This window comes from Helicobacter pylori (assembly GCF_003637665.1).
Lineage (GTDB): Bacteria > Campylobacterota > Campylobacteria > Campylobacterales > Helicobacteraceae > Helicobacter > Helicobacter pylori_CK.
In genome coordinates this window covers 105,147-117,544 of the sequence record NZ_MVWR01000003.1, presented here as the reverse complement: position 1 = coordinate 117,544, position 12,398 = coordinate 105,147, and the positions used below count along the sequence as shown (strand labels likewise).

8 protein-coding genes, 4 tRNA genes, 1 other RNA gene and 1 pseudogene are annotated in these 12,398 nt (G+C 39.8%); 6 read left to right on the top strand and 8 right to left on the bottom strand.

The features are described from left to right. Positions 1-15: 15 nt before the first annotated feature. The 7 genes and pseudogenes from EAL49_RS03365 to groES form a co-directional block, all read right to left on the bottom strand. Positions 16-92: transfer RNA gene (locus EAL49_RS03365), tRNA-Asp, on the bottom strand. Positions 93-132: 40 nt separating this feature from the next. Then, positions 133-208 (bottom strand) — tRNA-Val (locus tag EAL49_RS03360). A 41-nt stretch (positions 209-249) separates the two neighbouring features. Further along, positions 250-324: transfer RNA gene (locus EAL49_RS03355), tRNA-Glu, on the bottom strand. A 10-nt stretch (positions 325-334) separates the two neighbouring features. Further along, positions 335-410 (bottom strand) — tRNA-Lys (locus EAL49_RS03350). Positions 411-837: 427 nt separating this feature from the next. Next, positions 838-2,848 (bottom strand): annotated as a pseudogene (gene hopZ / locus EAL49_RS03345) (Hop family adhesin HopZ). A gap of 384 nt (positions 2,849-3,232) precedes the next feature. Next, on the bottom strand, positions 3,233-4,873 hold the full coding sequence (groL, locus tag EAL49_RS03340) for a chaperonin GroEL (protein WP_021436793.1): 1,641 nt from the start codon (positions 4,871-4,873) through the stop codon (positions 3,233-3,235). 25 nt (positions 4,874-4,898) lie between these two features. Further along, complete coding sequence (gene groES, locus EAL49_RS03335) at positions 4,899-5,255, bottom strand: co-chaperone GroES (protein ID WP_000671923.1); 357 nt, start codon at positions 5,253-5,255, stop codon at positions 4,899-4,901. Positions 5,256-5,540: 285 nt separating this feature from the next. Between groES and dnaG the strand changes: the two genes are divergently transcribed. The 6 genes from dnaG to EAL49_RS03300 all read left to right on the top strand — a co-directional run bounded on the left by dnaG (position 5,541) and on the right by EAL49_RS03300 (position 12,244). After that, entirely contained in the window at positions 5,541-7,220 is a 1,680-nt protein-coding gene (dnaG, locus tag EAL49_RS03325) for a DNA primase (RefSeq protein WP_120828930.1), read from the top strand. After that, positions 7,217-8,269 carry an MnmA/TRMU family protein gene (locus EAL49_RS03320; RefSeq protein ID WP_120828928.1) on the top strand — a complete coding sequence of 351 codons (1,053 nt, stop codon included), beginning with the start codon at positions 7,217-7,219 and terminating at the stop codon, positions 8,267-8,269. Before dnaG ends, EAL49_RS03320 begins: the two co-directional genes overlap by 4 nt. Before the next feature lie 91 nt (positions 8,270-8,360). After that, positions 8,361-9,188, top strand: a complete 828-nt coding sequence (locus EAL49_RS03315; protein WP_097689152.1) for a DUF5718 family protein — start codon at positions 8,361-8,363, stop codon at positions 9,186-9,188. A gap of 146 nt (positions 9,189-9,334) precedes the next feature. Further along, on the top strand, positions 9,335-9,616 hold the full coding sequence (locus tag EAL49_RS03310; protein WP_033756641.1) for a TrbC/VirB2 family protein: 282 nt from the start codon (positions 9,335-9,337) through the stop codon (positions 9,614-9,616). Continuing rightward, positions 9,616-9,879: a hypothetical protein gene (locus EAL49_RS03305; RefSeq protein ID WP_000584956.1), complete on the top strand. Its 264-nt coding sequence runs from the start codon at positions 9,616-9,618 to the stop codon at positions 9,877-9,879. Before EAL49_RS03310 ends, EAL49_RS03305 begins: the two co-directional genes overlap by 1 nt. A gap of 1 nt (position 9,880) precedes the next feature. Further along, positions 9,881-12,244 (top strand): VirB4 family type IV secretion/conjugal transfer ATPase, encoded by a 2,364-nt coding sequence (locus EAL49_RS03300; protein ID WP_120828926.1) that lies wholly within the window; start codon positions 9,881-9,883, stop codon positions 12,242-12,244. A 30-nt stretch (positions 12,245-12,274) separates the two neighbouring features. Here EAL49_RS03300 and ffs read toward each other — a convergent pair. Then, an RNA gene (gene ffs / locus EAL49_RS03295) (signal recognition particle sRNA small type) lies at positions 12,275-12,372 on the bottom strand. Positions 12,373-12,398: the final 26 nt, after the last annotated feature.

The window sequence follows — 12,398 nt, the reverse complement described above, 5'->3', positions numbered from 1 at the left end:
TTAAAAAGCGCTTGGTGGCGGAGCGGACGGGACTCGAACCCGCGACCCCCTGCGTGACAGGCAGATATTCTAACCAGCTGAACTACCGCTCCCTATCCAAACTCCATAGCCTAAAAACGCATGCTTTAGTCATGGTGGTCGCTATAAGACTCGAACTTATGACATCTACCTTGTAAGGGTAGCGCTCTACCAACTGAGCTAAGCGACCAAAATATTGAGATAGAATCCAACTAAACCCGTATAAAAGAGTGGTGACTCCTAGGGGATTTGAACCCCTGTAACCACCGTGAAAGGGTGGTATCCTAACCACTAGATGAAGGAGCCACGATGCTCATGGTGACCCGTGTTGGATTTGAACCAACGGCCCATTCCTTAAAAGGGAATTGCTCTACCAGCTGAGCTAACGGGTCTCACAAAAAAAGATAATGATACAATTTTTTTTAACGCTTGTCAAGAATAATTGAAAAATATTGCGGTTTTTACAGAAACGAAACGCTCTTAAAACAGCACGGGTAATAGCTTTTATTTAAATAAAAACTTGGTTTGCGCTTTAACGCTATAAGGATCGCAACAGACGCCATGCGTTTTGGTTATTGGTTAGTCTTGTTTTTTGGGGTTTTAAAAAGCTTTGTTTTTATCAAGATCAATATTATTGGGGTTTAACGCTTTTTGGTTTAAAAAATTCCATTTTTAAAAAATGGGTTTTTGTTTTATTGCTTTAGATCTTATTTTGTTGTAAAACGCATTTTCTTTTATTTTATTTTCTTAAAGGGATAGGGGTGAATTTTACGCTTGACCCCCAAAAAAGAGGGTTCAAAAGGGGTTTAATGCGAGCTTTTAATACGCGAACACATAGTTGAGATACACGCTATAAAGCCTGCGGTATTGGAGTTGAGTGCCTAGCAGAGAATAGTAATTGGTGTTAATGGTAGGGATCTTCACGCCCAATTCCACGCCATGCTGAGCTACATGATCGCTTGCTTTTTTCTTATTCTTAGCGAGATTCATTCTCAAGCCCAAGTTGAATAAGAATTGGAAATTCGCCACATTCATTTTAGCGCTATAGAAATTATTGAATGTCGCTAAATTCACGTATTGGGAATTAAGCCACGAAGTGCCAGCTATTGCGATACCCCCAAACACCCCAAAAGAAATCTTATTGTTTTTGGTGGCTTTATCGTTGATAAAGTTATAGAGGACATCTGTTCCTACCCCATAAGTGAACACATCAGAGGCGGAGTTGAAAAAGCTAGATTTGATATAAGCATGGTTGTAGTCAAAAAAGCCGTAATACCTTAATCCCCATCTTCTTTTTTCACCAAAGAATTGCTTATAGCCCACTTGCACGCCGATCCCATTCATGGCACCATTGTTGGTTTGAGAGCTGATTAATCCAACGCGTCTGAAAGGGTTATGCCCTAATTCTTGCGTGGCGCTTAATAATTGCGAATAAGCGCTCTGGTTGACTTGATAAACGGCCTGTAAGCTCCCAGGGTTATTAGGGTTAGTGGATTGGCTTATCAAATTTTTAAGGAATGGGGAATTAGGCGTGTTTGAAGCGGTCGTGGTGATGCTGTTATAAGTGCTGTTTAAAGTGTTAAGACTACCCCTAAAATCAAGTATCGTGCGCGCCAACAACTCAGATTGCTTGATTTGCTCGGCTTGAGTGCCAAAATGCGCAAGGCTGTTATTTAGGGCGGTTACGGTCTCTTCCACATACGCGCAACCGGCTCCCCAAGTGTTAGAAGTAACCCCTTGATTAGGCGTTGTGCCATCACTTCTACAAGCTGCCAAGTAATTTGTGATAAATTGGCTTGGGATAGTGTTAAGGTCTTTTTTCATTTGATCGGCTAGTTCAAGTATCTTGGCTTGCGCTTGCGCGCGATTGAGCATGTTTTGAGCGAAAGCCCTATCAGCAGAGGTGTAAGGGTTGAAATCTTGCGGCGCGTTTTGATTGTTTTGGTTAGCGTTAAGGCTTTGAGCTTGCGTTACGATTTCTTGGGCGTTTTTGATCATGCTAGTAACGGCGCTAAATTCCGTGGCAAAAACCTGACACACATTCCCTGCCGTATTTAAACCCCACGGCGCCCCTCCATTTTGTCCTGGATTGTGATTTACCCATGGGCAGTTTGTAGTGAGGACGCTTATCATTTTACTAGCTTCTTGCAAAAGAGTTTGGGCGTTATTAGTAATAGTAATAGTAGTAGTAGTTTTATCTTGTTGCCCATTAGTTTGTGTTGTTATGCTTATAGTTACCTGTTTTCCTGCACCATCCAAAACAGGAAACCCATTGTCGTTTTTTAAGGCTTGTTGGATAGCCTGATAAGCGTTATTAAGCATCTTAAAATTTTCTATGGATAAAGGACCGCTAACTCCGTTGTTATAACCGGTTAAATTGCAATTAATGGAACTTGAGTTATGTCCTGGTTGACCATCAAAGGTTACGCTTGGTTGCCCACTATTACCAGGACCGCATTGCACATTATAAGCTATCACATTCCACAACCCCACCGCCGCATTGAGCGCTAAAGAGACGGCTTGATACGCCGGGGAATTGTCTTTTTCGCCGGTCAAACCTTGCGTGTTTGCTTTTAAATTATCGATCGCAGCATTGATTTCTGAAGGGCTGCTCGCGTTCGTTACCGCGCGATTGAGGTTGTTGAAATTGTTTAAAAGGTTGCTCAAATTCTCATAAGTGTCTGAGAGCTTTTTCAATTCGCCGGTGTTTTTCACCATTTGAGCGGCTTCGCCGATTTGATAGCCCGCGCTTATAAAAAAGCCGTTGTCTTCAGCGTTTAAAAGCGATGAAGCGAGAGAGAGAGAGAGAGAGTAAAAGAGTTTTTTTCATAAATATTCTCCTTGAAATAAAATTGAATGGTTGAAGTTTTATGCATTTAGAATGCATTTACAGCATTATAGCATAAAGGCGTTTTTTTTTTTTTGAGTTTGTGAAAAAATTTAGCATTTTTTGCATTTTTTGTGGGAAAGGGTTTTTAGGTTTTGTTTTAAGCGTTTAATATAAAGCTTGATTTTAATGGAGGTTTTTGTTTGCGCGTTTTTTAAAGCGAGCGGTCATTTTGTTTTTTTTAAAACGAGCGATCATTTCATTATGCGTTTTTTAAAGCGTTTGAAACGAGCGGTTTTATCAAAGCACCCCCCCCCCAAAAAAAGGGATTTTAGAAAGGGGGGTTTTAGAAGAGGGTTTTTAAAGGCGGGTTATTGGAAAGGGGGCTTACATCATGCCGCCCATGCCACCCATGCCACCCATGCCACCCATATCAGGCATTGCTGGGGCCGCTTTTTCTTCTTTGATTTCATGCACGGTGGCTTCTGTGGTTAAAAGCAAGCTTGAAACCGAAACCGCATTTTGTAAGGCGATCCTTTCTACTTTCAAGGGGTCAATAATGCCCTCTTTAAACATGTCCACATATTCGCCATTGCTAGCGTTAAAGCCAAAATGCCCTTCGTGTTTTTCCACTTCATTCACGACCACACCGCCATCATAACCAGCGTTAATAGCGATTTGAGCTAATGGGGCTTTAATGGCGCGCATGATGATTTCATAGCCCACTTTTTCATCATCGTGTAAATTCAAACGCACTTTTTGAGCCGCGCGAATGAGGGCCGCACCGCCACCAATCACAATGCCTTCTTCAACAGCCGCTTTAGTCGCGCTCAATGCATCATCAACCCGGTCTTTTTTCTCTTTCATTTCCACTTCACTCGCAGCACCCACTTTAATCACAGCCACACCGCCAGAGAGTTTAGCCAATCTTTCTTGCAATTTTTCTTTATCGTAATCGCTTGTCGTGCTTGCAATTTGGGTTTTGATTTGAGCGACTCTGTCTTTAACGTCATGGCTATGGCCTTTGCCATCTACGATCGTGGTGTTGTCTTTGTCAATCACAATCCTTCCGGCTTTGCCTAAAAACTCCACTTCAGCGTTTTCTAGACTCAAGCCCAATTCTTCGCTAATGACTTGACCGCCGGTTAAAATAGCGATGTCTTTTAGCATTTCTTTTCTTCTGTCCCCAAAGCCTGGAGCTTTAACCGCTGCGATATTCAACACGCCTCTTAATTTATTCACCACTAGAGTCGTTAAAGCTTCGCCCTCAATGTCCTCAGCGATGATTAAAAGCGGTTTGCCCTCTTTCATGGTTTTTTCTAATAGGGGGAGGATGTCTTTCATGCTAGAGATTTTTTTATCCGTTAAAAGGATGTAAGCGTTATCCAATTGAGCGGTCATTTTCTCAGCGTTCGTTACAAAATAAGGGGAGAGGTAGCCTCTATCAAATTGCATGCCTTCTACGACATCTAATTCGTCTTCAATGCCCTTAGCTTCTTCAACGGTGATCACGCCGTCTTTGCCCACTTTTTCCATAGCGTCAGCGATGAGTTTCCCGATATTGTGATCGGAGTTGGCAGAAATGGTCGCTACTTGGGTGATTTCTTCTTTACCGCCCACTTTTTTGCTAGACTTTTTAAGCTCGCCAATGATCGCTTCAGCGGCTTTGTCCATGCCTCTTTTCACTTCAATAGGGTTAGCCCCAGCGGTGATATTCCTTAAACCTTCTTTAAAAATGCTATAAGCCAGCACGGTTGCTGTAGTCGTGCCATCACCGGCAGCATCAGCGGTTTTGCTCGCCACTTCTTTGACTAATTGAGCGCCCATGTTAGCGACTGGGCAACTTAATTCAATCTCTTTAGCCACGCTCACGCCATCTTTGGTGATGCTTGGAGCGCCATAGCTTTTTTGAATCAACACGTTCCTGCCTCTTGGCCCCATAGTTACTTTAACAGCGTCATGGAGTTGTCTCACGCCTTCAAATAGAAGGTTTCTCGCACTATCTGAAAATTTAATTTCTTTTGCCATTGTGTATCCTTAATAATGATGTTTGTTAGTGTTTTTTGTGATCATGACAGCAAGCTTCATGCTCTTTAGCATGTTTATGGTCATGATTGCCTGTATGACAGCAAGATCCCGCGCCCACAATACCCAGAATGTCTTCTAATTCTAGCACCATGTATTCGATGCCGTCTAAAACGATTTCTGCGCCTTTGTATTTGCCAAAAGCGATCACATCGCCTTCTTTAACGCATTTGCAACCCTCACTGATTTTATGGCTAACGGCTTTGACTACACCCATTAAAGGCTTTTCTTTAGCGTTATCAGGGATGATGATGCCTGAACTGGTTTTGTTCTCTTCTTCAAGTCTTTCTACTAAGACCCTTTCTCCTAATGGTTGAAACTTCATTTCAGTTCTCCTAAGTTTTGATAAATAAAATAGAAATTTAGCGCTTATTGTTATTAAGCGACACAACTATAGCGCATTTTTAGGGATAAGTCAAGCCATAAAACCAAAGCTAAGATTATAATTATAAGGATTATTAAGTCTATTTGTATCAAGTTTTATTAGTTTAAAAATATAAGGACTAGAAAAGGGGGGCGTTATTAACAAACCTTTTTGAAGATTTTATTTATTGAGTATAATTCATTCAAACAGCTTAAAACAAGAAGCACGATGAAGAAAGCATGAAAAATGATTCTTAAAAGTTCCATTGATCGCCTTTTACAAACGATAGACATTGTAGAAGTCATTAGCTCCTATGTGGATTTGAGGAAGTCAGGTTCTAGTTACATGGCTTGTTGCCCTTTTCATGAAGAAAGGAGCGCGAGTTTTAGCGTCAATCCAATTAAAGGGTTTTACCATTGCTTTGGGTGTGGGGCGAGCGGGGATAGCATTAAATTTGTGATGGAGTTTGAAAAGCTTTCGTTTGTGGAAGCATTAGAGAAATTAGCCCACCGATTCAATATAGCTTTAGAGTATGACAAAGGTGCTTATTACGATCATAAAGAAGACTACCACCTTTTAGAAATGGTGAGTTCGTTGTATCAAGAAGAGCTTTTTAACGCCCCATTTTTTTTAGACTATTTGCAAAAAAGAGGGCTTAATTTAGAGAGTATCAAAGCGTTTAAATTAGGCTTATGCACAAATAGGATTTATCATGGCATTGAAAATAAAGATTTGAATAAAGACAAGCTCCTTGAATTGGGTGTGTTAGGCAAAAACGATAACGATCAGAAAACCTATTTACGCTTTTTAGATCGCATCATGTTCCCTATTTATAACCCTAGCGCTCAAGTGGTGGGTTTTGGAGGGCGCACTTTAAAAGAAAAAGCAGCCAAGTATATCAATTCGCCCCAAAATAAGCTTTTTGACAAATCCAGTTTGCTCTATGGCTATCATTTGGCTAAAGAAAGCATTTACAAACAAAAACAAGTCATTGTAACCGAGGGGTATTTGGATGCGATTTTATTGCACCAAGCGGGTTTTAAAAACGCCATAGCCACGCTTGGGACGGCTCTAACGCCATCGCATTTGCCCTTACTTAAAAAAGGCGAGCCAGAAATTCTTTTGAGCTATGATGGGGATAAGGCAGGGAGGAATGCGGCGTATAAAGCGAGCTTGATGTTGGCTAAAGAGCAAAGAAAAGGGGGGGTGATTTTATTTGAAAACAACCTAGACCCTGCGGAGATGATCACTAATAACCAGATTGAAACCTTGAAAGATTGGTTATCGCGCCCTATAGCTTTTATTGAATTTGTTTTAAGGCACATGGCGAGCTCTTATGTTTTAGATGACCCTTTAGAAAAAGATAAGGCTCTTAAAGAAATGTTAGGGTTTTTGAAAAACTTTTCCTTGCTTTTGCAAAGCGAATACAAGCCCTTAATCGCTGTGCTTTTGCAAGTGCCTTCGCATGTTTTAGGGATTAAAGAGCGCTCATCTTTCCAGCCTTTTTATGCAAAAATGGAAAAATTTAATCATTCTCAAAAGTTTGTGCATGTTTCTAACACGCTCAGTTTGGAATTTTTAGAAAAATTAGTGATCCGCTATCTTTTAGAGGACAGGAGTTTGTTGGATTTAGCGGTGGGTTATATCCATAGTGGGGTATTCTTGCATAAAAAACAAGAATTTGACGCTTTGTGTCAAGAAAAATTAGACGACCCTAAATTAGTTGCGTTATTATTAGATGCGAATTTACCCCTAAAAAAAGGGGGTTTTGAAAAGGAATTGCGTTTGTTGATTTTGCGCTATTTTGAGCGGCAACTCAAAGAAATCCCTAAAAGCCCGCTTTCTTTTAGCGAAAAAATGAACGCTTTGAAAAAGGCTCGCCAGGCCATTATGAAATTAAAACAAGGAGAATTAGTCGCCATATGAAAAAGATTAAAGCTTTAGCCCTATTTAGTGGGGGGTTGGATAGTTTGTTGTCTATGAAATTACTCATTGATCAAGGCATTGAAGTAACCGCCTTACACTTCAATATAGGGTTTGGGGGGAATAAAGATAAAAGAGAGTATTTTGAAAACGCCACCGCGCAAATTGGGGCTAAGCTCTTGGTGTGCGATATTAGAGAGCAGTTTTTTAACGATGTGTTGTTCAAGCCCAAATACGGCTATGGGAAATATTTCAACCCTTGTATTGACTGCCATGCCAACATGTTTAGGAACGCTTTTTATAAAATGCTTGAATTGAACGCGGATTTTGTTTTGAGCGGGGAAGTGTTGGGGCAACGCCCTAAATCCCAAAGGAAAGAAGCGCTCAATCAGGTGAGGAAATTAGTCAGAGAGGTGGGCGAAGAGGCGCGTTTTGATCCCGTTTTAGACCGAACACAAGCAGGCGATGAAAAACCGCAATTTTTAGATGAATTGCTCTTAAGGCCCATGAGCGCTAAACTCTTAGAGCCTACTTTCATGGAAAAAAAGGGTTTTGTTGATAGAGAAAAGCTTTTAGATGTGAGTGGTAGGGGGCGCACTAGGCAATTGCAAATGATCAAAGATTACGGCTTGAAATATTATGAAAAGCCAGGTGGGGGGTGCTTGCTTACAGACATTCAAGTGAGCAATAAGATTAAGAATCTGAAAGAATACAGAGAAATGGTGTTTGAAGACAGCGTGATTGTCAAAAACGGGCGTTATTTTGTCTTGCCCCATAACGCTCGTTTGGTGGTGGCAAGGAATGAAGAAGAAAACCATAAATTGGACATTGAGCACCCCTTAATGGATAAGATTGAATTATTAAGCTGTAAAGGCCCTTTGAGTTTAGTGGATAAAAACGCCAGCAAAGAAGATAAAGAATTGGCCGGTCGTATCGCTTTAGGCTATGCTAAGACTTTAAAAAATCAAGCTTATCTCATTCAAATAGGGAATGAAAAGCGCGAACTTTACCCTTTGGATAAAGAGAGTGCTAGGGAATATTTGTTCGCTTGAAAGGGGAGTTTTTGAGAATTTTAGGGGTTTTCTTTTATGCTATAATGAAAAAAGCTCTAACCAGCGTTAAGCTGTTTTTTAGGAGGTTTGCATGCAAGAGTTTTTAGGTTTTGGTGTGGTGGGGAATTTTGCAGGGCATTTGGAGCAAGCAGGAGAGAGTCATAGTTTTATTAACATGAAAAGCGAAGAAAAGGACGCTCCTAAGGGGTTGTTCCCTTTTTATATCCCCTATGAGAATTGCTATTTGGGGCGTTGTTGCATTAATAACCATAAGATTATTTTGCCTAATGATCCACATTTAAGGGTGCAAGCAGAGCCAGAAATCGCTTTAGAATGCGATGTTAAATACGATGAAAAACATTTGGTAACCAAGCTTGTGCCTAATTTTTTCATGGCGTTTAATGACGCTTCTGTGCGTAATTTAGAAGCCACAAAGCTCTCCCAAAAAAAGAATTTTTCACCAGCTTCTAAAGGTATAGGGCAGAAATTGCCTATTGATAGGTTTGTTTATGGGGGGGTGTGTAACAATTTTTCTATTGCGTCTTTTTTGAAATACAATAATGTTTGGCACATTTATGGGGAAAACAGCAAATTGCTCAAATACGAATTTTTTTATCAAAAGCTTTTAGATTGGATCAAAGACCAACTAAACCACCAACAAGATGGCGATTCTTTAGAGGCTCTAAGACCTTTTTTAGAGCGCCATAATTTCCCTACCAAAATGATTTTTGCGATTGGGGCTACCCCTTATATGCCTTTTGCGCAAGAGCATTTTTTGCAAAAAGGCGATGAGGTGGTGATTGTTGCTTACAACCATTTACAATATAGTTTTGAAAAGATTCAAAGCCTCTTAGAAGAAGACACCCTACAAACCAAAGAACACACCAATCTTTCTTATGTCTATCAAATCGTAGAATAGTAAGGCTTTTACCTCTTTAGCTTTGCTTTTTTACCCCTTTTAAAGATTAAATGCACCCCTTTTGACCCCCCTTTAGAGAGTTTTAATGGTTTTTTTGAGATAATAAAGCCCTATAAAGTTAATTAAAATTAAACAAAAGGGTTTTGATGTCCGATCATTTTTTAAAAATCGTTTTTTTAGTAGGCATGTGCGTTTCAAGTTTGTTCGCTGAAGGCTTAGAAGGGTTTTTTAACGCCCTAGAAGCCCAGCTCAAAAGCCCCATCGCTAAGGGGATTTTAATGGTGATTTTCATAGGGATCGCTATTTATGTGTGGAGGAATTTGGACCGGTGGAAAGAGATTTTATTCACGATCCTTGGCGTGGTGTTTGGGATTTTTTTATTCTTTAAGGCCCCGAGTTTGGCGAATTGGTTTATGGGAATTTTTTAATGATTATCCTCTCAGCGAGCGTGAAGAATTTGCGTGAAATTTCGGTTAAAGAAAAATTTTTATGGCTGAACGCTAAGTCTTATTTGATTTCTGTTTTTGCACCTTTTATTTTGCTCCCTTGGATTGATTTGTTGAGCGCTTTTTTATTGTATTTAGGGTTTTTAGCGCTCTTTAGCGTGCTGGAATTTTTTGATGAAGACATTGCAGATATTATTGTGGCTAAAAGCAAAATAAAGACTAAAACCAAATGTTATAGAGCGTAGGATGTTAGAAAAGCTTTTAAGCGCTATCAAACAAAAAGTTTCAAATTATTTTTTAGGGGCTTTGCCTAAAAGCTATTCTATGAGCGAAGAAAACAACCTTTTAGGCTTGTATGATGAGCATTTCTTGCTTACTAAAAACGAAAACTTAGTGGGCATCCTCCGTTTAGAAGGGGTGAGTTACACCCATTTAAGCACAGAGCAATTGCAAGATCTTTTCACCGAGCGCCAGATGGCGTTGGATTCTTTAGAAAAAGTCGTGGCGCGCCTGGTGGTTAAAAGGCGTAAAATTGATTATAAACAAAACATTCAATCTGACTCTAAATACTTGCAAGCGATTTTGAATCAATTTGAAAACAAAGAAGTGTATGAAAATCAGTATTTTTTAGTTTTAGAAAGCGCACACTCTTTACAAGGTGTTTTGGAACATAAGAAAAAATCTCTCATGCATGCCAATAGGGAAAATTTTAAGGATATTCTCTCTTATAAAGCGCATTTTTTGCAAGAAACTTTAAAAAGCTTAGAAATCCAGCTCAAAAACTATGCCCCCAAACTCTTAAGCTCTAAAGAGGTTTTGAATTTTTATGCAGAATATATTAATGGGTTTGATCTCCCCCTAAAGCCCCTAGTAGGGGGGTATTTGAGCGACAGCTATATCGCTAGTTCCATCACTTTTGAAAAAGATTATTTCATTCAAGAAAGTTTTAACCAAAAAACCTATAACCGCTTGATTGGCATTAAAGCTTATGAGAGCGAACGCATCACTTCTATAGCGGTTGGAGCGCTTTTATACCAAGAAACGCCTTTAGATATTATCTTTTCCATAGAGCCTATGAGTGCGCATAAAACGCTGGGTTTTTTAAAAGAGAGAGCCAAGTTTAGCATGTCCAATCTCGTTAAAAACGAGCTTTTAGAATACCAAGAATTAGTCAAAACCAAACGCCTATCCATGCAAAAATTCGCCCTAAACATTCTTATCAAAGCCCCCAGTCTAGAGGATTTAGACGCTCAAACCAGCTTAGTTTTAGGGCTTTTATTTAAAGAAAACTTAGTGGGCGTTATAGAAACTTTTGGCTTGAAAGGGGGGTATTTTTCCTTTTTTCCTGAACGCATCCATTTAAACCACCGCTTGCGTTTTTTAACTTCTAAAGCCTTGGCGTGTTTAATGGTGTTTGAAAGGCAAAATTTAGGCTTTAAGGCTAATTCATGGGGGAATAGCCCTTTGAGCGTGTTTAAAAATTTGGATTATTCCCCTTTTTTATTCAATTTCCACAACCAAGAAGTGAGCCACAACAACGCTAAAGAAATCGCCAGAGTGAACGGGCATACTCTAATCATAGGGGCTACCGGGAGCGGTAAAAGCACGCTGATTAGCTTTTTAATGATGAGCGCTTTGAAATACCAAAACATGCGCCTTTTAGCCTTTGACAGGATGCAAGGGCTGTATTCTTTCACCAAATTTTTTAAAGGGCATTACCATGACGGCCAATCTTTTAGCATCAACCCCTTTTGTTTAGAGCCTAATTTACAGAATCTAGAATTTTTGCAATCCTTCTTTTTGAGCATGTTTGATCTTGCCCCTTCAAGGGATAAAGAAGCCTTGGAAGACATGAATGCGATTTCTAGCGCGATTAAGAGCCTTTATGAGACTTTATACCCTAAAGATTTTAGTTTGCTAGACTTTAAAGAAACGCTTAAAAGAACCTCATCTAACCAATTGGGCTTGAGCTTGGAGCCGTATTTGAATAACCCCCTTTTTAACGCTTTGAATGACGCGTTCAACTCCAACGCTTTTTTAAATGTGATAAACCTAGACACCATCACCCAAAACCCCAAAGACTTAGGGCTTTTAGCCTATTATTTGTTTTATAAAATCTTAGAAGAATCCAGGAAAAACGACAGCGGTTTTTTGGTTTTTTTAGACGAGTTTAAATCCTATGTGGAAAACGATTTGTTGAACACCAAAATCAACGCTTTAATCACGCAAGCCAGGAAAGCTAATGGCGTGGTGGTGTTGGCCTTGCAAGATATTTACCAGTTAAGCGGGGTTAAAAATGCCCATAGTTTTTTAAGCAACATGGGGACTCTTATTTTGTATCCGCAAAAAAACGCTAGGGAGTTGAAACACCATTTCAATGTGCCTTTGAGCGAAACTGAAATTTCTTTTTTAGAAAACACCCCTTTGTATGCCAGGCAGGTTTTAGTCAAAAATCTGGGTAATGGGAGTTCTAACATGATTGATGTGAGTTTGGAGAGCTTGGGGCGTTATTTGAAAATCTTTAATTCGGATTCTAGCCATGTCAATAAAGTGAAAGCGTTACAAAAAGACTACCCTACAGAGTGGCGTGAGAAACTTTTGAAGAGTTAGTTTAAAAAAGTCAATATCATTTTGAAACACTCCTATTCAGATGGCTAAGGCACACAAGAAATCAGGGGACTCTGCTGTATTCCTACCCTGAAGCGTTACCCTAAAATCCTATTGCATAGGTCTAAATAAGAGCTTAGGGATCATTTTAGCCATA